The following is a 20,254-nucleotide window of genomic DNA, read 5'->3' as shown; positions in this document are numbered from 1 at the left end:
CCGATGAACGCCCTCCTGCCGCCCGAGCCGGGCATCCGTGTCAGCCTCGCCGAGCTGATCGAGATGCGCCATCGCGTGCGTGAAGTGCAATTGTTTTCCACACCGAGCCAGCGCAGCCCGCTGATCGGCTTGCACCACTCCAAACTGCGCGGACGCGGGGTGGACTTCGATCAGGTGCGGGTCTATCAGGCCGGCGATGACGTGCGAAGCATCGACTGGCGCGTCACCGCCCGCACCCAGGAACCCCATACCAAGCTGTTCCATGAAGAGCGCGAGCGGCCGATTTTCATCATGGTCGAACAAAGTCGCCGGCTGTTTTTCGGCTCGGGACTGATGTTCAAATCGGTGCTCGCCGCCCAGGCCGCGAGCCTGATCGGCTGGGCTGCACTGGGTCATAACGATCGGGTCGGCGGACTGGTGTTTGGCAACAACGAGCACTATGAAATCAAGCCACGACGCAGCAAACAGAGCCTGCTGCAATTGCTCAACCGTCTGGTGCGGGTCAATCAGTCGCTGCACACGGAAAGCGAGCCGGACCGGGACGCCTTCAACATTGCCCTGCGTCGCGCCCGGGAAGTATTGCGTCCCGGCAGCCTGGTGATCGTGATCTGCGACGAACGCACCCTGACCGAGGGCGCCGAACAACAGCTGAGTTTGTTGTCGCGGCATTGCGATCTATTGCTGCTGCCCGTATCCGATCCACTGGATCACGCCTTGCCCGCCGCCGGACTTTTACGTTTCGCCGAACGCGGTGCGCAACTGGAACTCGACACCCTGAATTTCGAGCTGCGCCAGACCTATCGCGCCCAGGCCGAAGCGCGTATCGCTCGCTGGGAGCTGCTGGCGCAGAAGCTGCGGGTTTTGCTGATGCCCCTGAGCACCCAGAGCGAGATGGTCGAGCAACTGCGCGAGTACCTGAACCCGCAGAAACCGGGGAAAGGCCGATGAGCAGCCTCGATCAACTGCAACCACTGATTTCCCCGCCACCGATCGAATTCTGGCCACCGGCGCCGGGCTGGTGGCTGTTGCTGTTGTTACTGCCTCTGATCGGTTTCGGTCTGTGGAAGGCCAGGCACTTCTTTGCGAACAAACGCCCTATCGTGCGCGCCGAACAACCGCTGGACCCGGTGCGCCTCGCCGCGCTGGCAGAACTGGCGCGGATGCCCAAACCCTACGACGGCGCTCCGGCCGGTGCTTGGTTGCAGCAACTCAACGGTTTGCTCAAACGCCTGTGCCGCAACCATTACCCCTACAGCCAGAGCCATACCCTCAATGGGCGCAAATGGCTGGCATTCCTCGACAATCGTTGCCCGGCTGCCGGCCTGACCCGCTGGATGGTGCTGGTCGAAGGCGCCTACAAACCCGAATGCAAACTCGACGACAAGGCCATCGCCGGCCTGACGCAGGCTGTCGACACCTGGATTCGTAAACATGTTTGAGTTCGCCTGGCCGTGGATCTTTGCCCTGTTGCCGCTGCCCTGGCTGATGCGCGTCGTGCTGCCTGTCGCCGACAGTGGCGAGCCGGCGCTCAAAGTCAGCTTCCTCGGCGACCTCGAAGGCCTGGCCCGCCGCCGGGCTCGGGCCAACCTGCCGGCCTGGCGCCAACAGGCACCGTTCATGCTGCTGTGGCTGTTGCTCCTGATGGGCGCGGCGCGCCCGCAATGGCTTGGCGAACCGCTGCCCATCGCCGCCAGCGGTCGCGATCTGCTGGTAGCGGTCGACGTGTCTGGCTCGATGGATTACCCCGACATGCAATGGCAGGACGAAGAGGTCAGTCGACTCACGCTGGTTCAGCACTTGATCGGTGACTTCCTTGAAAGTCGCGACGGCGATCGCGTCGGCCTGATCCTGTTCGGCAGCCAGGCGTATCTGCAAGCACCGCTGACGTTCGACCGGCACACGGTGCGCGTGTGGCTCGACGAAGCGCGGATCGGCATCGCCGGCAAGAACACCGCCATCGGCGATGCCATCGGCCTGGCGCTCAAACGCCTGCGCCAACGCCCGGCACACAGTCGCGTACTGATTCTGGTCACTGACGGCGCCAACAACGGTGGCCAAATCGATCCGCTCACGGCTGCGCGACTGGCAGCTAGCGAAGGCGTGAAAATCTACCCGATCGGTATCGGCGCCGATCCGGAGCAAAGCGGCACTTTGGGTTTCCTGGGGGTCAACCCGAGCCTCGACCTCGATGAACCCTCCTTGATGGCGATCGCCGAAGCCACGGGCGGCCAGTATTTTCGCGCCCACGATGACAAGGAACTGCAAGCGATCAAGGACACCCTCGATAAACTGGAACCGGTGACCCAGCAACCGACTCAGGCCCGCCCGGCGCAGGCGTTGTACCACTGGCCTTTGGCGATAGCGTTGCTGTTGAGCATGCTGTTGGTGGTTCGCGAGCGCTGGCCGGACAACCCGTTGCGGCGACTGTTTACCAAGGATCTGTTTTTGCAATCGCAACTGCCCGACTGGCGCCAGCGGCTTAAACGCCTGCGTCTGCGGAGGCGCCGATGAGTGCACTCTGGCCGTACGTGTTCCGCCCCTGGTGGTTGCTGTTGTTGCCATTGCTCGGCGGGTTGCTCTGGCAACTCTGGCATCGGCAGAAACGCGCCGGGCGCTGGCAGATGATTCTGCCACCGGCCTTCCATGCGGCGTTGCTCAGTGGTGGCAACGGTCGCGACAGCAAATTGCCGTGGGTCATCCTTGGATGTGCCTGGGTGCTGACCGTTCTGGCGCTGCTCGGGCCGAGCTGGGAACGTGTCGAGCAAGCCAGCCAGAAACCCGCCGACCCGCTGGTCGTGGTCCTTGAGCTGACCCCGGAAATGCTCGCCACCGACGTACCACCCAACCGGCTGGAACAGGCCCGGCGCAAACTGTTCGACCTGCTGGAGAACCGCAGCGATGCCCAGACCGCGATCGTCGTCTACGCCGGCAGCGCTCACACATTGGTCCCGCTGTCGGATGACCTGTCGACCAGCCGCAATCTATTGGATGCCCTCAAGCCTTCGCTGATGCCCCAAGCAGGACATCGCGCTGATCTCGCGGTGACCAAGGCCCTTGCCCTGCTGGATCAGGGTGCCCTCGGTGACGGGCGGATCCTGCTGGTCGGTTCAACCTTGACCGAACAGGAACGACAAGGGATTCAGCAGGCGCTGGACGGCAAGTCGACACAATTTCTGATGCTCGGTATCGGCACTGCCGAAGGGGCGCCGATCACCCAGGAGGACGGCAGTTTTCTGAAGGATGACCAAGGTGCGATTCTGGTGCCACATCTGGACGAACCCAGCCTGAAAGCCTTTGCCAACGACCTGGACGGACTTTATCGCCACGCGCGCCTGGACGATGCCGACTTGCGCGCCCTCGGCTTGCTCGACGGTCCACGCGCGCTGCGCAACGACGGCCAGACCCTGCGCCTCGATACGTGGGCCGATCAAGGTTACTGGCTGTTGTTGCCGTTGTTGTTGCTGGCGGCGTGCGCCGGTCGTCGCGGCTGGCTGTTCTGCCTGCCACTGCTCTTGCTGCTGCCACAACCGAGTTATGCCTTCGACTTCAACGATTTGTGGCTGCGACCCGACCAACAGGGTCTGATCTTGCTGAAGCAGAAGCGTCCGTCCGAGGCTGCGCAGCATTTCGAAGATCGACAATGGCAAGGTGTGGCGCTCTACGAGGCAGGCGACTACAGCGGCGCCGCCCAGCGGTTCGCCGAAGGCAGCGACGCCCACGCCCACTACAATCGTGGCAACGCCCTGGCCAAAAGCGGTGAGCTGGAAGCCGCGCTGGATGCCTACGAACAGGCGCTGGAGCGTCAACCGGATTTGCGCCCGGCCCTGACCAACAAGACGCTGGTGGAAAGTCTGCTCAAGCAGAAAAACACTCCACCGCCCGTTGCACCGGACAAAAACGCCGGCAACGAGACCGAGCCCCCCACGCAAGAACCGCCGCCGGGCGCGGCCACTCAACCGTCGGATAAGGGCGAACCGAAAACCGACGGCCAACAAGCCACGACGGACTCCGACCAACAGAGCAAAACGTCGTCGAAACCCGGCACCAATGAAGTCCCGGGCAGCGAGCTGGGGAATGAAGACAGCACCCGACCACCGATGCGCCCGGCCAGCGATAGCATCGATGGTGAACAGCGCCAGGCGCTGGAACAATGGCTGCGCAAGATCCCGGATGACCCGGGTGAATTGCTCAGACGCAAATTCTGGTACGAACAGCAACAACATCAGGATCAGGGAAAAACTCGATGACCCGCTTCACCGCTTTCTTGCTCGCACTGCTGCCCGCCCTGTTGCTCTGCACTGTTCAGGCACAGGCAGCCGGGCTGGTCGCCAGTGTCGATCGCAGTCGCCTGAACAGCGGCGAGACGATTGAACTGACCCTGGAATCCAACGACGTGACGCAGTTCGGCAAGCCTGATCTGACACCGCTGGAGCCGCTGTTCGAAGTGCGCGGCACCCGTCAGGTCAACCAGTTGACCACCCTGAATGGCGACAACCGTGCGACCACCCGCTGGATCATCACCCTACTGCCTCGGCAGAACGGCAGCGTGGTGATTCCGTCACTGCAACTGGGTGACGTGCAGAGCCAGCCAATCACCGTGCAAGTGGTCGAAACCGAAACCCAGGACAGCCTGACCAAACGGGCCCCGGTGTTCATCGACGCCAGCCTCGATCAAAACAGCGTGTACGTGCAGGCCCAGGCGATCCTGACCTTGCGCATCTACCATTCGGTGTCGCTGTACGACGACAGCAGCCTGCCCCCCTTGCAGATCCCCGATGTGCGCATCGAGCAACTGGGCGAGGCGCGCACCTACGAGAAAGACATCAATGGCCAGCGCCACGGCGTGATCGAGATGCGCTACGCGATCTACCCGCAACACAGCGGTGAGTTGGTCATTCCGCCGCAGATATTCAATGCTGCACTCGTGGACGCACAGCCCGCCCAAGACGCCGCCTCCCAGGCACCGAAATCCGGCAAGCTGATGCGGGTCAGCTCCGCCGAGATTCTGCTGACGGTCAAAGCCAAACCCATCACCTACCCGGCCGACATGCCATGGCTGCCGGCCCGTAGCCTCAGCCTGAGCGAAAGCTGGAACCCAGAACCGGATCATGCGCAGGTGGGTGATTCGTTGACCCGCAGCCTGACGGTAAAGGCTGAGGGGCTGGACAGTTCGCAATTGCCACCGCTGCCCGCCACCGACGTCAACGGCTTGCGGCGCTACCCCGATCAACCGGTGCTGGGCAACCAGAACAGCGAACGAGGCCTGATCGGCAGTCGCGAAGACCGTGAAGCGCTGGTACCCACGCGTAGCGGCGCAATCGAGTTGCCCGCGGTTGAAGTGGTCTGGTGGAACACCTTCGAGGACCACCTGGATCACAGCAGTCTGCCGGCCCGAACCCTGCCAGTGGCGAATAATCCGAGCTTGATGGTCGACACCCCGGCCGGCACGCCTCAAGTCTTTTCCGCGGCCGACAATGAAGCCCTCTGGTGGTGGAAACTTAGCACCCTGATCCTGGCCTGCACCACCCTGCTGGGCTTCGGTCTCTGGTGGCGCGCCCGCTGGCAACCGGCGATCCTGCGCGCGGCGCAGACCGGCCCGAGCCCGCGCACCGTGCTCGACGATCTCAAGCGCGCCTGTCAGGCCAACGACTCCCACGCCACCCGCCAGGCCCTCGACGCCTGGGCCCGGCAACAACCGGAAACCCTGGCCGATATGGCGGCGCGTTTTGTGCCGTTGTCCGACGCCCTCGATGGCTTGAACGGCGCGCTCTACAGCGAAACCGGCCAACATTGGCAAGGTGGCGATCTGTGGCGTGCGATCAAGGCAATTCCGATTGCCGAGCGGGCTCAGGATCCGGTGGGCGACAGCGGATTGCCGCCGCTTTATCCGAAGTAACGGTCCCTAGCTGTTGAGATGGAACTCGGCGTCCAGATGAATGGCCTGTAAAAAAGCGCTGTCGTGAGAGACGACGATCAAAGCCCCTTGGTACTGATTGAGCATCTGCTCCAGCGCAATTTTACTGGGCAAGTCCAAATGGTTGTCCGGTTCGTCCAGCAATAGCAATTGCGGTGGCCGCTGTGCATATAACTGCGCAGCCAGTGCTATTTTCAGGCGTTCGCCGCCGCTCAACTGACAGGTCTTGAGCGTCGCACGATCCGCATCAATGCCCATCTGCGCCAACCGGGTTCGCGCCTCGGCTTCGGGCAACTGCGGATTACTCTCGTAGAGCCATTGCACCGCCGTGCGTTCGGGGGACTGTAATCCGGCGTGTTGATCCAGCCAGCCAACATGGCAACTGCGAATGAGTTCGCCTTCGCGCACCGGCAGTTGGCCGGCGATCACTCGCAACAGGGTCGACTTGCCGCTGCCGTTGGCGCCCAGGATTGCCATGCGCATAGGCCCCGTCAGCGTCAGATTGAGCGGCGCCGCGTAACCGAACGGGAGAATGACGTCGTTGAGCTGCACAATCAGTTTGCCATTGGGCACTGCGCTTTCCGGAGACAACATCATGCGTTGAATGTCCGGCGCGCACCGCGCACGGGCCTCGGCGATCCGTTGTTGCTGCTGCTCCCGGGCCACCTGTTGATTGAGGCGCAATTTTCCCTGACTGTTTTCACTGCGTTCTTTCTGGGCGTTGGTGATCAGCTTGGTCTGATTGCCGTCACGGGCCTGACGGTCGCCGCGCGCATTACGCCGTTGCTGACGCTCCATCTGCACGGCCATCTCACGTTGCTCGCGCTTGGCCTGCGCCCGCTCACCTTGCAATGCCGACTGGAACGACTGCTGTTCCTGCTCGCGTGCCGCCGCATACTGACTGTAGTTGCCGCCATAAACCGCCAGCCCCAAGGGTGAAAGCTCGACAATTTCGTTCACGTGCTCCAGAAGACCCCGGTCGTGGCTGATCAACACCAGGCCATTGGGCCAGCGATCGATCTGCTGCGATAACTTGTGTTGCTGATCAATATCCAGGTGGTTGCTGGGCTCATCCAGAATGAGCCAGTCGGCTCTGGATAACCACGCCCCCAGCAACGCCACCCGTTGCCGTTCGCCACCACTGAGTGCGTCGGTGCGCGCGTCGGCATTCAAATGACCCAGGCCGATCTGCTGCAGCTCCGCCTCAAGGCGTGTGGCGCAATCCCATTGATCGACTGCCAGCGAATGGTCGTCATCGTCGACGCTGCCTTGGGCAATGCGATCCAGTGCCGCCAGAATAGGGGCCACCCCGGCCAGTGCGGCAACGCTGGGATAGCGCTCGGGTTCCAGTAACTGGGCCACGGAGTAAACCCGCCCTTCGCGACGGACGATGCCGCTTGTGGGCAGTTGCTCCCCCGTCAGGAGCCGGCCAAGCAAAGACTTGCCACAGCCATTGGCGCCCACGATGCCGGTGGCCCTGGCACTGAAGGTGTGGTTCAAGTGATCGAACAGAACGCGCCCGTCGGGCAGGTTGTACGACACTTGATCAAGTTGAAGTAACTGTTGAGTCATGACGCCTCCTTAAACATTAAAACTCCCTGATGCTGCGCAACAGCGTTCGACTGCCCTCTACCATACTGAAGCTGCACCACCCAATCGACAGGCTATCTTTCAAGGCTTTCAGCATCCCCGGTCTTTTGCCAGTAAACTCTCTCCCCTTTCGCCGTTGTCATTTTCCTCGCGGCCATCACCTTATTTCCCACGGAGTTCACCTTGCGTCTGTTTCACACCTCCGACTGGCACCTCGGGCAGAACCTGCACGGCCAGGAACGCGATTTCGAACACGGCTGTTTCCTTGAGTGGCTGCTGTGTCAGCTGAAGCTGGACCAGCCTGATGTGCTGCTGATCGCCGGCGATATCTTCGACACGGTCAATCCGCCGGTCAAAGCCCAGGAGCGTCTCTACGATTTCATCGTCAGCGCCCATGAACAGCAGCCGAAGCTGACCATCGTGATGATCGCCGGCAACCACGATTCCGGCTCGCGCATTGAACTGCCCGCGCCGTTGATGCGGCGTTTGCGCACGCATGCGCTGGGTCGTGTGCTGTGGCTGGATGACGGTCAACTCGACGCCGAGCGCCTGCTGCTGCCATTGCCGGATGCCAAAGGCAAAACCGTCGCCTGGTGCCTGGCGCTGCCGTTCCTGCGCCCCGCCGAAGTAACCGGCGCGCACCTGGGTGACAACTACCTGCGCGGCATCGGTCAGGTTCACGAATGGCTGATCGAAGCGGCCAATGCCAAGCGCAAACCAGGTCAAGCCCTGATCGCCATCAGCCACGCGCATATGGCCGGCGGTTCGGTCTCGGAAGACTCCGAGCGCAGCCTGATCATCGGTAACGCCGAAGCGCTGCCCGCCAGCCTGTTCGGGCCGAGCATCAGTTACGTCGCCCTCGGCCACTTGCACAAGCCGCAGAAGGTCAATGGTGAGGAACGTATCCGCTACAGCGGCTCGCCGATTCCGTTGTCGTTCTCCGAGATTGGCTATCAGCACCAGATTCTCGACATCAAACTCGAGGGCGAAACCCTGATCAGCGTCGAACCCAAACTGATCCCCCGGGCGGTGAATCTGCAACGCATCGGTCCCGCGCCATTGGCGGAAATCCTGCTGCAACTGGCCGACTTGCCGAACATCGACCTGCTGGCCGATATCCAACGCCAGCCGTGGCTGGAAGTTCGGGTGCGCCTCGATGAGCCGCAACCCGACTTGCGTTATCAAGTGGAAACCGCCCTGCAAGGCAAAGCCGTGCGCCTGGTGCGGATCGCCGCTGAATATGCCGGCAATGGCAGCCGCGATGGCGTCGATGACGGCACGACCTTGATCGAACTCGACCAGCTCTCACCTCAGGAACTGTTCAGCCGCGCCTGGCAGGACAATTACGGCAGCGAGGTCGACGAGCAAACCCTCAAGGACTTCGCCGAGCTGTTGCAAGACGTGCAGATGGAGAGCGAACAACCATGAAGATCCTCGCGATCCGCCTGAAAAACCTCGCCTCACTGGCCGGCCCCTTTGAAATCGACTTTACCGCTGAGCCGTTGGCCAGCGCCGGTCTGTTCGCGATCACCGGGCCGACCGGCGCCGGTAAAAGCACCTTGCTCGACGCCTTGTGCCTGGCGCTGTTCGGTGCTGTGCCTCGGCTTAGCAATGCTCAGGTGTCTGCCAAAGCGCCAGACGCTGACGGCGAGATCAGCACTGGCGACCCCCGCACGCTGCTGCGTCGTGGCACGGGTGAAGGTTATGCCGAAGTAGATTTCGTTGGCATCGATGGCCGTCGCTACCGCGCTCGCTGGGAAGCTAATCGCGCCCGCGAGAAGGCCGGCGGCAAGCTGCAAGCCAGCCGTCAGAGTTTGCGCGACATCGATCTGGATCAACTGCTGGCCAGTCAGAAAGTTGAATTCAAAATCCATCTCGAATCCGTACTGGGCCTGAACTTTGAGCAATTCACCCGCGCGGTGCTGCTGGCCCAGAGTGAATTCAGTGCTTTTCTCAAGGCTAACGACAACGAGCGTAGCGAACTGCTGGAAAAACTCACCGACACCGCGCTCTATACGCGCCTCGGCCGCCGGGCTTTCGACAAAACCAAAGAAGCTCGCGAAACCCACAAGCTGCTGCAGGACCAGGCCACCGGCGTGACGCCATTGTCGCCAGAAGCTCGGGCAGAACTCGATGAACGATTCAGCGAGGCTCAGCAACAACTCAAGACCCAGCAAGCGCAGCTCAAGCAATTGGAATTGCAACACACCTGGCTCAAGGACCTGCGTCAATTGCAGGACGAGCAGCAGAGCGCCACCGAGCAGTTGCAATCGGCCCAGCAGCGTTGGGAAGTTCTGGCCGGCGAACGTTTGAAGCTGACTCGCCTGGAGCAACTGGCCCCGCAACGGCACCAGTTCGCCCGCAAAACAGAACTCACTGCCCAGCTCACACCGCTGGCCGCGCAGATTCAGCAGCACACCCAACAGCAAACCGAACTGTATGAGCGCCAAGCGCAACTCGAACACAGCCTGAGCGCCGCGCAGACCGCACTGGTCGCGGCCCAAGGCCAACACACCTCTAGCGCTCCGCTGCTGCGTCAGGCGTTTGAAGAGCAAAGCAACCTCGCCCGCCTGGTCAAAGACGCCAGTCTCAGTGCCGACCTCAAGCAGCAGGCGGAACTGGCCTGCACTCAGGGCCAAAACACGATCCAAGGCTTGCTCGACCAACAGAAACAGGTCGTCGAACGTTTGCAGCGGATTGCCGGGGAGCTTGAGCAAAGCACCCCTCTGGCGCCCTTGAGCGATGCCTGGAACGCCTACCGTGATCGCCTGCAACAGCTGATGCTGATCGGCAATCGCCTGAACAAGGGCCAGGCCGAACTGGCCGCCCTGGAACAAAGCGCTGCTCGCGCTGCCGAGGACCTGTCCACTCAACGCCAGAGCCTTGAAGTGCTGTACAAGGAGGCCGGTGCCGAACCGGAAGCGGTGGCCGAGCAGATTCAGATTCTCGGTAGTCTGTTGCAGGATAACCGTAAGCAGCAGCGGGCCTTTGAAGAGCTGACGCGCCTGTGGGCCAGTCAGCAGGAACTGGACAAGCGCGCGTCCGAACTCCAGCAGCGCCAGCTGACCGCTCAGCAAGAACGAGAACGTCTGACCCAGGACGGTGTGAAGGCCAAGAACGAGTTGGTCGTTGCAGAACAAACCCTGACCGTCACCCGCCAATTGCTGGAACGCCAGCGTCTGGCCCGCAGCGCCAGCGTCGAAGAACTGCGCGAGCAGTTGCAAGACGATCAGCCGTGCCCAGTCTGCGGCAGCCCCGACCATCCTTATCATCAGCCCGAAGCCCTGCTGCAGAGCCTTGGCCGGCATGATGAAAGCGAACAGGCCAACGCACAAAAAGCCGTCGACCTGCTGAAAGAAAAGCTCACTGAACTGCGCGCAGAAGTGGGCGGCGTGATTGCGCAGCAAAAGGAGTTGCTGCAACAGCAAGAACACCTCGCGACCCAGCTGCAGAACCTGGCACCGAGCCTTGAAGCACATCCGTTATCTGCGCAGCTGTTGACGCAGGATGCGGCTAAACGCGATGCCTGGCTGGTGCAGCAAAACAACCAGTTGAACCAAAGCATCACTCAGGACGAACAACGGCAAACCGCCCTGCTCACCCTGCAACAGGACGCCGCGCGCCTTCAACAGCAACTGCGTAGCGCTGAAGCGGCGAGCCAGCAAGCTGCCCAGCACCTGGCCAACCAGCAACGTGAGTTGAGCAGTGATCACCAGCGTCTGGACGAGGAGTTGACGGCGTTCAGCACCCTGCTCCCGGCCGATACGCTGCAAGCGCTGCGCCACGAACCGGCCGCGACCTTCATGCAACTGGACCGGCAGATCGCCCAGCGGCTGGAACAACTCGATCAGCAACGCGATGAACTCGGCGAGCAGCAACAACGGCAGCAGACGCTGGAGAAAGAACAGGACCGCCAACTCACGCGCATCCAGCAGTTGGAAACGGCCCGCCAGCAGTTCACCGCCCTCGCCGACCAGCAACAGGTCTGCCAGCAAAAACTCACGCAACTGCTCGGCGAACACACTAGCGCCGAGCAGTGGCAGCAGAAACTGGATCAAGCCGTCGAACAGGCGCGCAATGCTGAGGCGACGGCCAATCAGGAACTGCAATCCGTGCGTACGCGGCTGGTGCAACTGGGCGCCGAACTCAAGGCCCAGCAGGAACGCTGGCAGGCGCTGGAAACCGAAGATCGCGAGCTGAGCGGCAAGATCGCCGACTGGCGCGCATTGCATCCGGAACTGGATGACGGTGGTCTGGAAGATCTGCTGAGTGTCGACGACCAGCAGGTCAGCGAACTGCGTCAGCAATTGCAGCAAAGCGAAAAAGCCATCGAACAAACCAAGGTTCTGTTGCAGGAACGCGATCAGCGTCTGCTCAATCACCAGGCACAGCACAACGGCAATCTCGACGCCGAACAACTGGCGATAGCGCTTACCGAGCTACAAAACCTGTTCACCGCCGGCGAACACCGTTGCGCCGAACTGCGCGCCGAACAGGCCGAGGATCAGCGCCGGCAAAATGCCAATCAGGCCCTCGCGCAGCAGATCGCCGACGCCTACACCGAATACCAGCGCTGGGCACGTTTGAATGCACTGATCGGTTCGGCCACGGGCGACACCTTCCGCAAGATCGCCCAGGCCTACAACCTCGACCTGCTGGTGCATCACGCCAACGTTCAGTTGCGCCAACTGGTGCGGCGCTATCGCCTCAAACGTGGCGGCAGCATGCTCGGTTTGTTGGTGATGGACACCGAGATGGGTGATGAACTGCGTTCGGTGCATTCGTTGTCCGGCGGCGAGACGTTCCTGGTGTCGCTGGCCCTGGCCTTGGGCCTGGCATCGATGGCATCGAGCACGCTGAAAATCGAATCATTGTTCATCGATGAAGGCTTCGGCAGCCTTGATCCGGAATCCCTGCAACTGGCCATGGATGCTCTCGACGGCTTGCAAGCGCAGGGACGAAAAGTCGCGGTGATTTCACACGTGCAGGAAATGCATGAACGGATTCCGGTGCAGATTCAGGTCCGCCGTCAGGGCAACGGCCTGAGTACCCTGGAGGTGAAATGAATACGCTGTATTCCTTCCGCCGCTGCCCCTACGCGATGCGGGCGCGCATGGCCCTGCGTTATTCCGGCGTTGCGGTGAATATCGTCGAGGTCAGCCTGAAGGCCAAACCTGCGGAAATGCTGGCGCTGTCGAGCAAAGGCACGGTGCCGGTACTGAGCGTCGACGGTCAGGTGATCGATGAAAGCCTGGCGATCATGCACTGGGCCCTGGCGCAGAACGATCCGCAGGATTGGTTGCTCAAGGATGATCCTGTCGGTCAGCAACTCATCGCCGAGCTGATCGAAGAAAACGATCAGGTGTTCAAGGTGCACCTGAATCGCTACAAGTACGCCGAGCGATACCCCGAGCAGCCAATGGTGTTTTATCGCGCCGAGGGCGAGGTGTTTTTGCGCAGGCTCGATGAGTTGCTGGAGGGACGCGACTACTTGCTGGCCGAGCATCCGAGCCTGGCGGATGTGGCGCTGATGCCGTTCGTGCGGCAATTCGCCCATGTGGATCGCGAGTGGTTCGGGCAGACGCCCTATCGCCGTTTGCAGGATTGGTTGCAGCGGTTTGTGGAGTCGGAGCTTTTCATCGGAATAATGGCGAAGTAACGGTCCATTGTGGCTGCTGGCATTCACGCCAACACTGCACACATCTCCAACGCCGAGCAATCCACGTGGAACGGCCCGAAAAAACTGCCCTGGCGTTTGATCGGTGGGTTGCCGGCCAGCAGCCCCAGGGCCTTCGCGGTTTCAATGTTGCGAGCAAGGTTGTGATTGGCTTCGATAGTCCGCGCCACCGACCCCGCCGAGCCCTGTCCGATCCCCAACAAGGAAGATCCATTGGTCATGAACGCCAGGAAGGCGATGACCCAAAGTCTGTGCCCTTTCATTCCCCGGCGACTCCTGCGAGTTCAGCCTGATCGACCATCGCGCTGTGCGAACGGTGTTCAAACTGGATGCCGGGATGAGTGACTTGAATCGGCGCTTCAAGAGGTTGGCGCGTTTGAGGCGAGAGGCTGACAACCAGCACCAGGACTACGTAAAGACCGATAGTCAGGTAGGCGCCGTGTTTGGCAGAAGTGATGATTGCGCTGGCCATGATGTTCTCCGCAGGCATGTTTCGATGCCCAGAGAATCGATCAAAAAAGCGGTGATAACCACTCAGGGTTATCCATAGTGACCATCAACTTCGTTGATCATTAAGCCAGTCCATTTCAGTCTTCAATAAAACTCATCAAGCGCTCGCGGGCCGCATCCGGCTCGTCTGGAACGGGCTGGGCAGCCGAAAGAATGGGGGTGGAATAGAGAAACAGAAGAACCACGGCCAGACGCATTGCCATGCTGTCGATCCTTATCAGGAGAAGGAGTCAAAAAATCAGCGTCAAATTTAAACTTATGGCCATGTGATATCAAGCAATACATTGATAGCAATATGATGCTGTCGTAAACGCGTTATGCAGGAGCGACATCACTCAGGTCTCTCGAAGCGTTTCAGCTCGATCGGCGCAAGTGACTTCGCTCCTGCATAAAAGGTGCAGGGTTCAAATTTCAGGCTTGGGTCTTGTGATCCAGAGCCGCGTAAAAGTTTGCGCTCTGTTGCAGGTATTTCTGGGTGTAGCTTTGGGCGTGGGATTTTTTGTCGCTGATTTCAACGTTGGCGCTGGCTGGCAACGCAACGGTGGCAGAGATAGCGGAAGCGGCGATTACGGAGAAGAGATTGAAATTCATGGCGGTGTTCCTCGGATTCAGTTGGCTTGCTTGCCCGGTGGGGCCGTGAAGCAAACTTAACCTTCGAGGTTGGCGCCTTGAAATCTTTTGTAGCATTAGCAGATATCAGCGTCATTAATAGAAGGATGCAGGCCCCATCAACCGGGGCCTGCGGCCTATTGACGCACCAGGAACTTGAGGTCGCTCGGGGCATTCATCGGCAGTTTTTGCACGGTTTTACCCAGCAGGCCTGTCTTTGAATCGCGTTCGACGACGACAATCTGGTTACTTTTCTGGTTAGCGATCAACAAGAACTTGCCACTCGGATCGAGGCTGAACTCGCGCGGGTGATCACCTTCAACGGAACGGCGCTGCAGCTCCTTGAGGTGCCCGCTCGCAGGATCGATGGAAAACACCAGCAGCTGATTGGCGGTGCCACGGTTGCTGACGTAGAGGAACTTGCCATCGCGCGATGCGTGAAGCGCAGCGGCTGCCTTGTCCGAAACGGGCTGCCCCGTCGCCAACTCGACCATCTGCGTTTGCTTGAGTTGGCCGTCCTTGTAATCGAACACCGCAACCTGCGCACTCATTTCCATGGTCAGCCACGCGTGCTTGCCATCGGCGCTGAACAGCAGATGACGCGGGCCGCTGCCGGGTGGCAACTGGACGGACGCCGGTGTAGCGGCGGTCAAGGGCAGTTCCGGGTTGACCTTCGGGTCGAAGCGGTAGGCAAAGATCTGGTCAGCGCCCAAGTCGTTGGAGAACACATACTGGCCGTCCGGCGACGAAACCGTTGAATGCACGTGCGCCGACATCTGCCGCTCGGGATTGACCCGGCTTGATGGATGGCTGCTCATTTGCACCACGGGTTTGAGCTTGCCATCGGCGCCCACCGGCAATACTGCCAGCGTGCCACCCGGATCTTCAGCCACCGAATAGTTGCTGACAAACAGGTGGCTGGCTTCAAAGCCGAGGCTCGAATGAGTCGGCTCGTTGCCCAGACTCTGCACCTGATTGATCAGGCTCAGTTCATGGGTCTTTGGATCGATCGCATAACTGCTGACGCGCCCTACCGGATCGGTCTGTCCCGGGCCGTTTTCGTTGACCACGAACAGCTGACGCTGGTCCGTGGACAGGGTCAGCCAGGATGGGTTTTCGCTCTTGATCACTTGCAGTGGTTTGGCGTCGATCTGCCCAGTGGCGGCGTCGAAGTTCAGGCGATAAATCCCCTGGCTCTGACCAGCTGTATAGGAACCGACCAGCAACTGATAGTCCTCGGCCGAGGCAACCTGAAAACCCATCGCGCCGACGCTACCGGCCATCAACAGTGGCCAGAGCTTACGCATCCTCATTCACTTCTTCCTCGTCGTCATCACCGCGGAACGCGGTCATGCACACCAACCGGTGCTCACCGGAACTGCCGGTGATCAGCCAGCTTTGCAGGGTTGGATCGAAGGTCGCGGCCTCGACTTCGGCCGGGGTGAACTCCCAGTGCTTGGACACACGACCGTCCAAGCATTCGATGTGCAGGTTATCGTCTTCATCGAGGGAGAATTCGAAGGCGTGCAGCCCGTCGATTTCCACCATATCGCAGTGTTCGAGGGTGGCGAGCAAGGTGTCGGTTGCGGCAGTCATGGCAGTCAATCTTTGAATGGGAAAGACGCAATGATAGCTCAATGTGGCAGCGGTCCCGCGCCCGGCACAAAACTCACTAACGACAAAGAACAAATGTGGGAGCGAGCCTGCTCGCGAAGGCGATGTATCAGTCAAAATGATGTCGACTGACACTCCGTCTTCGCGAGCAGGCTCGCTCCCACAGGGGATTGCGGTTTGCTGTTAGAGGGCGTCTCGGGATGGCTGGCCGTCCACTAATCGCTGAATACGCAACGGATTGCCATTCTTCAAGGCATCCGGCAGCAGGCTGTCGGGGTAGTTCTGGAAACACACCGGGCGCAGGAAACGGTCGATGGCCAAGGTGCCGACCGACGTGCCGCGCGCATCGGAAGTTGCCGGATACGGCCCGCCATGGACCATCGAATCGCAGACTTCCACGCCGGTCGGATAGCCGTTGAGCAGGATCCGTCCGACCTTCTGTTCCAGCAACGGCGTCAGCTCAGCGAACTGCTCGAAGTCTGCCGGCTCGCCAATGATCGTCGCCGTCAGCTGCCCGTGCAGGCCGTTCAATGCGGCGCTGAGTTGCGCCTGATCGGCGACTTCGACAAACACCGTGGTCGGGCCGAACACCTCTTCCTGCAGCACTTCATCGCCATTAATCAACAGGCTGACATCGGCCTTGAACAGTTGCGGCCGGGCCTGATTACCCTGCTGTGGCTGACCGGCCAGTTGTTCGATTCCCGGATGAGCGAGGAGTTTTTGCAGGCCTTGGCCATAGCTGCTCAAGGTCCCGGCATTGAGCATCGTTTGCGCCGGCTGATCGCCGATCAGGCTCGCCACCTGTTGCACGAACGCGCTGAACTGCGGCGAACGAATACCGATCACCAAACCGGGATTGGTGCAGAACTGACCGCAGCCCTGAACCACCGAAGCGGTCAGGTCGCGGGCGACCGATTCGGCGCGAACTTGCAGCGCCTGTGGCAACACGATCACCGGGTTGATGCTCGAAATCTCGGCGAACACCGGGATCGGTTGTGGACGCGCGGCAGCCATGTCGCACAACGCACGACCGCCCTTCAACGAACCGGTAAAGCCTACCGCCTGAATCGCCGGATGCTTGACCAGCGCTTCGCCGACCCCACCGCCGTAGATCATGTTGAACACGCCAGCCGGCATCCCGGTTTTTTCTGCGGCGCGGATGATCGCGTCGGCCACCCGTTCGGCTGTGGCCATGTGACCGCTGTGGGCCTTGAACACCACCGGGCAACCGGCGGCCAACGCCGACGCGGTGTCGCCGCCAGCCGTAGAGAACGCCAACGGAAAGTTACTGGCACCAAACACGGCGACCGGCCCGAGGCCGATGCGGTACTGACGCAAGTCCGGACGCGGCAACGGTTTGCGCTCAGGCAATGCCTGATCGATCCGCGCACCGTAGAAATCACCGCGACGCAGCACCTTGGCGAACAGGCGCATCTGACCGCTGGTGCGACCGCGCTCGCCTTGAATCCGTGCCGCTGGCAGCGCAGTTTCGCGGCAGACCAGCGCTACAAAGTCATCGCCCAGCGCGTCCAGTTCATCGGCAATCGCGTCGAGAAATTGCGCCCGACGTTCGGCGCTCAGGCTGCGATAGGTTGGGTAAGCCGAGGCGGCAGCCTTGGCGGCGGCATCGACTTCTTCAAGGGTGGCCTGGTGGAAACTGTAAGGCAGGTTTTCGCCCGTATTGGCGTCAACGCTTTTGACGATGATTTCGCCGGCAGCGCTGCGCTGACCGCCGATGTAGTTGTGACCAAGAATCTGGGTCATGCCTATCTCCTTAAAGGGTGCCAACGGTGCCAGGCTCGAACGCTGCTTCAACCGGTGCAATCCCGTTGATCAACGGTGCACCGAACTCGGCCTGACTGATCTCGAACACGTCACCCGGCTGGGTGCGAATGCCGTCGGCAAAGGACAGGGTCGCAGTGCCGAAGAAGTGAATGTGCACATCGCCCGGACGGAGGAACTGGCTGTACTTGAAATGGTGGTACTCGAGGTTTTCCAGGCTGTGGCACATGTTGGCCTCACCACTGAGAAACTCGTTCTGCCACAGCACTTCACCGTGACGCAGGATGCGGCTGGTGCCTGCCAGGTGCTCCGGCAGTTCACCGACCCGAAGTTCCGGGCCATAACTGCAACTGCGCAGTTTGGAATGGGCCAGGTAGAGGTAATTTTTGCGTTCCATTACGTGATCGGAGAACTCATTGCCCACGGCAAAACCGAGTCGATACGGTTTGCCGTCGTGGCCGATGACGTAGAGCCCGCTGAGCTCCGGCTCCTCCCCCGCGTCTTCGGCGAACGGTGGCAGCGGGAACGGTTGGCCCGGACGCACGACGATGCTGCCGTCGCCCTTGTAGAACCATTCCGGTTGTACGCCGGCCTGCCCCGCCGTCGGTTTGCCGCCCTCCACGCCCCATTTGAAGATGCGCATGGTGTCGGTCATCGCGGCTTCGTCGCCGACTTGCTGATGCATCTTGTCCCGTGCCCACGCGCTGCCTAAATGGGTCAGGCCCGTACCGCTGACCAGCATGTGTGCCGGGTCCGGGTGATCCAGCGGTGGCAGGATGCGCAGTTTGGCCAACAGCTCTGCATAGTCATGGCTGATGCCCAGGCCCAGGTTTCTCACCTGTTGCTCAAGATTGACGCCCGCCTCGATCGCCGCCAACGCCAGGTCGCGAACCGTGCGCGCGTCCTGCACTTCGCGCACCAGACCGTCTTCGACCACGCCCACCCGGCGCTCGCCGTTACTCAATTCGAACTGAACTAAACGCATGATTTTCTCCTTTGAACAAACTCGAAAACGCCACAAAACCAATGTGGGAGCGAGCCTGCTCGCGATGAGGCCATTCAGTCCGACATCAATGTTGAATATCAGGCCATCATCGCGAGCAGGCTCGCTCCCACAGTTGATTAGTGTTAATCCTCAGATTCAGGTACGGGTAGCGCCACGGGCGCTGGCAGCGAACTGGTCGGCCGGCAGTACGTGCTTGCGTTCCAGCAGGCGATAAACCACACCGGTCAACACCAGCCCGAACACCATCACACCCGAAAGGAAATACAGGCCCGAAGCCAGGTTGCCGGTGTATTCCTTGAGCGCGCCGATCACGAACGGACCGATGTAGCCGCCGAGGTTGCCCACCGAGTTGATCAAGGCGATCCCGGCCGCCGCACTGGCGCCGGCAAAGAAGCGGCCCGGCAAGGTCCAGAACACCGCGGTGCAGGAAAACAGCGCGAAGGCCACCAGGCACAACGCCGCCAGTTGCAGCACCGGCACCGTTAGCCACGCGCTGAGGAACAGGCCGATGGCACCCAACACGTAAAGCACCGCCAAGTGACCGTAGCGATCATTCAAGCGGTCGGAACTTCGCGGAATGATCAGCAACCCGATGATCCCGAAGATGTACGGCACCGACGACACGAAACCGGTCACCAGATCCGTGCCACCGAACTGCTTGATCAGGGTCGGCAGCCACAAACCCAGGCCGTAGATGCTCAGGGTCACCGGCAGATAGAACAGCGCCAGCAGCAACACACGTTTGTCCTTAAGGGCGTGCAAGGGATTGCCGTGGCGGGTCTGACCGTATTCCTCAAGGTCCTTTTTCAGTTCGCCGGTCAGCCAGTCCTTTTCGGCCTGGTCCATCCACTTCACCTGTTTCGGACCGTCCGGCAGCCAAAGCAGCACTGGCCAGGTCAACAGGATCGCCGGGGCGCCGATGACGATGAACAGCCACTGCCAGCCATGCAGGCCAAGAATGCCGTCCATGCCGAGCAGACCGCCGGACACCGGGCCGGTGATCAACATGGCGATGGGTTGGGAAAGGATGAATAGCCCGAGGATCTTGCCGCGATGGCGCACCGGGAACCACTGGGTGATGTAGTAGAGAACGCCCGGGAAGAACCCGGCTTCCGCCGCGCCGAGCAGAAAGCGCATCACATAGAAACTGTGCGCCCCCTGGACGAAGGCCATGCCGATGGTGATGGCGCCCCAGGTGATCATGATTCGCGCGAACCAGCGCCGCGCGCCAAAGCGTTCGAGCATCAGGTTGCTGGGGATTTCCAGCAGGAAATAGCCAATGAAAAACAGCCCTGCACCCAGCCCGTAAGCGGCGTCACCGATGCCGAGGTCGGCGCCCATGTGCAATTTGGCGAAGCCTACGGCGGAACGATCCACATAGGCGATCAGGTACAGCAGGATCAGGAAGGGAATCAGTTTCAGCGTGATGCGACGAATAAGCCGCAGTTCCTGGCTCATGAGATCGGTCTCCGATTGTTGTTGTTATAGAACCTCGGGAGACGCCTCTCGCGGAAAACCGCCAGGGCAATCCCTCCGTTGAAACGGACTATAT

Annotated in this window: 18 protein-coding genes; 8 read left to right on the top strand and 10 right to left on the bottom strand. The window is 60.8% G+C overall.

All coding sequences use genetic code 11. The annotated features are described in order from the left end of the window. Positions 1 to 3: 3 nt before the first annotated feature. Genes QFX16_RS13795 through QFX16_RS13775 form a run of 5 tightly spaced genes read left to right on the top strand, consistent with a single transcriptional unit; the run spans position 4 to position 5,896 of the window. Complete coding sequence (locus QFX16_RS13795; protein ID WP_283184353.1) at positions 4 to 948, top strand: DUF58 domain-containing protein; 945 nt, start codon at positions 4 to 6, stop codon at positions 946 to 948. Beyond that, a complete protein-coding gene (locus QFX16_RS13790) occupies positions 945 to 1,439 on the top strand; it encodes a DUF4381 domain-containing protein (RefSeq protein ID WP_033054673.1) in 495 nt (164 codons plus the stop codon). The genes QFX16_RS13795 and QFX16_RS13790 overlap by 4 nt, the downstream gene beginning before the upstream one ends. Then, positions 1,432 to 2,511 carry a vWA domain-containing protein gene (locus QFX16_RS13785; protein WP_283184352.1) on the top strand — a complete coding sequence of 360 codons (1,080 nt, stop codon included), beginning with the start codon at positions 1,432 to 1,434 and terminating at the stop codon, positions 2,509 to 2,511. The genes QFX16_RS13790 and QFX16_RS13785 overlap by 8 nt, the downstream gene beginning before the upstream one ends. Continuing rightward, a complete protein-coding gene (locus tag QFX16_RS13780) occupies positions 2,508 to 4,247 on the top strand; it encodes a tetratricopeptide repeat protein (protein ID WP_283184351.1) in 1,740 nt (579 codons plus the stop codon). Before QFX16_RS13785 ends, QFX16_RS13780 begins: the two co-directional genes overlap by 4 nt. Then, positions 4,244 to 5,896, top strand: a complete 1,653-nt coding sequence (locus QFX16_RS13775; protein WP_283184350.1) for a BatD family protein — start codon at positions 4,244 to 4,246, stop codon at positions 5,894 to 5,896. Before QFX16_RS13780 ends, QFX16_RS13775 begins: the two co-directional genes overlap by 4 nt. Positions 5,897 to 5,902: 6 nt before the next feature. On the opposite strand, the gene QFX16_RS13770 is transcribed toward QFX16_RS13775, so the two are convergent. Continuing rightward, a complete protein-coding gene (locus QFX16_RS13770; RefSeq protein ID WP_283184349.1) occupies positions 5,903 to 7,486 on the bottom strand; it encodes an ABC-F family ATP-binding cassette domain-containing protein in 1,584 nt (527 codons plus the stop codon). Positions 7,487 to 7,687: 201 nt separating this feature from the next. On the opposite strand from QFX16_RS13770, the gene QFX16_RS13765 reads away from it, so the two are divergent. From QFX16_RS13765 to QFX16_RS13755, 3 genes are read left to right on the top strand one after another with little or no spacing between them, the layout of a single operon-like run. Beyond that, positions 7,688 to 8,932: an exonuclease SbcCD subunit D C-terminal domain-containing protein gene (locus QFX16_RS13765; RefSeq protein ID WP_283184348.1), complete on the top strand. Its 1,245-nt coding sequence runs from the start codon at positions 7,688 to 7,690 to the stop codon at positions 8,930 to 8,932. Then, positions 8,929 to 12,570 (top strand): AAA family ATPase, encoded by a 3,642-nt coding sequence (locus tag QFX16_RS13760; protein ID WP_283184347.1) that lies wholly within the window; start codon positions 8,929 to 8,931, stop codon positions 12,568 to 12,570. The genes QFX16_RS13765 and QFX16_RS13760 overlap by 4 nt, the downstream gene beginning before the upstream one ends. Then, positions 12,567 to 13,163: a glutathione S-transferase gene (locus QFX16_RS13755; RefSeq protein WP_283184346.1), complete on the top strand. Its 597-nt coding sequence runs from the start codon at positions 12,567 to 12,569 to the stop codon at positions 13,161 to 13,163. The genes QFX16_RS13760 and QFX16_RS13755 overlap by 4 nt, the downstream gene beginning before the upstream one ends. A gap of 23 nt (positions 13,164 to 13,186) precedes the next feature. Here QFX16_RS13755 and QFX16_RS13750 read toward each other — a convergent pair whose 3' ends face one another. The 9 genes from QFX16_RS13750 to QFX16_RS13710 form a co-directional block, all read right to left on the bottom strand. After that, positions 13,187 to 13,444 carry a hypothetical protein gene (locus tag QFX16_RS13750; RefSeq protein ID WP_283184345.1) on the bottom strand — a complete coding sequence of 86 codons (258 nt, stop codon included), beginning with the start codon at positions 13,442 to 13,444 and terminating at the stop codon, positions 13,187 to 13,189. Next, positions 13,441 to 13,653: a hypothetical protein gene (locus QFX16_RS13745; protein ID WP_283184344.1), complete on the bottom strand. Its 213-nt coding sequence runs from the start codon at positions 13,651 to 13,653 to the stop codon at positions 13,441 to 13,443. Before QFX16_RS13745 ends, QFX16_RS13750 begins: the two co-directional genes overlap by 4 nt. 115 nt (positions 13,654 to 13,768) lie before the next feature. After that, positions 13,769 to 13,894, bottom strand: coding sequence for a hypothetical protein (locus QFX16_RS13740; protein WP_255141673.1), 126 nt, complete (start codon positions 13,892 to 13,894; stop codon positions 13,769 to 13,771). A 208-nt stretch (positions 13,895 to 14,102) separates the two neighbouring features. Then, positions 14,103 to 14,282: a hypothetical protein gene (locus QFX16_RS13735; RefSeq protein ID WP_008030101.1), complete on the bottom strand. Its 180-nt coding sequence runs from the start codon at positions 14,280 to 14,282 to the stop codon at positions 14,103 to 14,105. A gap of 155 nt (positions 14,283 to 14,437) precedes the next feature. Further along, on the bottom strand, positions 14,438 to 15,607 hold the full coding sequence (locus QFX16_RS13730) for a lactonase family protein (protein ID WP_283184565.1): 1,170 nt from the start codon (positions 15,605 to 15,607) through the stop codon (positions 14,438 to 14,440). After that, positions 15,600 to 15,896: a DUF5629 family protein gene (locus QFX16_RS13725; RefSeq protein ID WP_283184343.1), complete on the bottom strand. Its 297-nt coding sequence runs from the start codon at positions 15,894 to 15,896 to the stop codon at positions 15,600 to 15,602. The genes QFX16_RS13730 and QFX16_RS13725 overlap by 8 nt, the downstream gene beginning before the upstream one ends. A 201-nt stretch (positions 15,897 to 16,097) precedes the next feature. Beyond that, on the bottom strand, positions 16,098 to 17,678 hold the full coding sequence (locus tag QFX16_RS13720) for an aldehyde dehydrogenase (NADP(+)) (RefSeq protein WP_283184342.1): 1,581 nt from the start codon (positions 17,676 to 17,678) through the stop codon (positions 16,098 to 16,100). Between the two features lie 10 nt (positions 17,679 to 17,688). After that, on the bottom strand, positions 17,689 to 18,681 hold the full coding sequence (gene araD1, locus QFX16_RS13715; RefSeq protein WP_283184341.1) for an AraD1 family protein: 993 nt from the start codon (positions 18,679 to 18,681) through the stop codon (positions 17,689 to 17,691). Between the two features lie 156 nt (positions 18,682 to 18,837). Next, on the bottom strand, positions 18,838 to 20,160 hold the full coding sequence (locus tag QFX16_RS13710) for an MFS transporter (RefSeq protein ID WP_283184340.1): 1,323 nt from the start codon (positions 20,158 to 20,160) through the stop codon (positions 18,838 to 18,840). Positions 20,161 to 20,254: the final 94 nt, after the last annotated feature.

The sequence above is a fragment of the Pseudomonas svalbardensis genome, assembly GCF_030053115.1.
GTDB classification, from domain to species: Bacteria; Pseudomonadota; Gammaproteobacteria; order Pseudomonadales; family Pseudomonadaceae; genus Aquipseudomonas; species Aquipseudomonas svalbardensis.
Note: the sequence above shows the minus strand (reverse complement) of the source record. Positions and strands in the feature narration are given on the sequence as shown.

Bases quoted from the DNA above. Each gene is read 5' to 3' on its own strand.
- QFX16_RS13795 (WP_283184353.1), top strand. From the start codon at position 4: ATGAACGCCCTCCTGCCGCCCGAGCCGGGCATCCGTGTCAGCCTCGCC.
- QFX16_RS13790 (WP_033054673.1), top strand. From the start codon at position 945: ATGAGCAGCCTCGATCAACTGCAACCACTGATTTCCCCGCCACCGATC.
- QFX16_RS13785 (WP_283184352.1), top strand. From the start codon at position 1,432: ATGTTTGAGTTCGCCTGGCCGTGGATCTTTGCCCTGTTGCCGCTGCCC.
- QFX16_RS13780 (WP_283184351.1), top strand. From the start codon at position 2,508: ATGAGTGCACTCTGGCCGTACGTGTTCCGCCCCTGGTGGTTGCTGTTG.
- QFX16_RS13775 (WP_283184350.1), top strand. From the start codon at position 4,244: ATGACCCGCTTCACCGCTTTCTTGCTCGCACTGCTGCCCGCCCTGTTG.
- QFX16_RS13770 (WP_283184349.1), bottom strand. From the start codon at position 7,486: ATGACTCAACAGTTACTTCAACTTGATCAAGTGTCGTACAACCTGCCC.
- QFX16_RS13760 (WP_283184347.1), top strand. From the start codon at position 8,929: ATGAAGATCCTCGCGATCCGCCTGAAAAACCTCGCCTCACTGGCCGGC.
- QFX16_RS13755 (WP_283184346.1), top strand. From the start codon at position 12,567: ATGAATACGCTGTATTCCTTCCGCCGCTGCCCCTACGCGATGCGGGCG.
- QFX16_RS13750 (WP_283184345.1), bottom strand. From the start codon at position 13,444: ATGAAAGGGCACAGACTTTGGGTCATCGCCTTCCTGGCGTTCATGACC.
- QFX16_RS13745 (WP_283184344.1), bottom strand. From the start codon at position 13,653: ATGGCCAGCGCAATCATCACTTCTGCCAAACACGGCGCCTACCTGACT.
- QFX16_RS13740 (WP_255141673.1), bottom strand. From the start codon at position 13,894: ATGGCAATGCGTCTGGCCGTGGTTCTTCTGTTTCTCTATTCCACCCCC.
- QFX16_RS13735 (WP_008030101.1), bottom strand. From the start codon at position 14,282: ATGAATTTCAATCTCTTCTCCGTAATCGCCGCTTCCGCTATCTCTGCC.
- QFX16_RS13730 (WP_283184565.1), bottom strand. From the start codon at position 15,607: ATGCGTAAGCTCTGGCCACTGTTGATGGCCGGTAGCGTCGGCGCGATG.
- QFX16_RS13725 (WP_283184343.1), bottom strand. From the start codon at position 15,896: ATGACTGCCGCAACCGACACCTTGCTCGCCACCCTCGAACACTGCGAT.
- QFX16_RS13720 (WP_283184342.1), bottom strand. From the start codon at position 17,678: ATGACCCAGATTCTTGGTCACAACTACATCGGCGGTCAGCGCAGCGCT.
- araD1 (WP_283184341.1), bottom strand. From the start codon at position 18,681: ATGCGTTTAGTTCAGTTCGAATTGAGTAACGGCGAGCGCCGGGTGGGC.
- QFX16_RS13710 (WP_283184340.1), bottom strand. From the start codon at position 20,160: ATGAGCCAGGAACTGCGGCTTATTCGTCGCATCACGCTGAAACTGATT.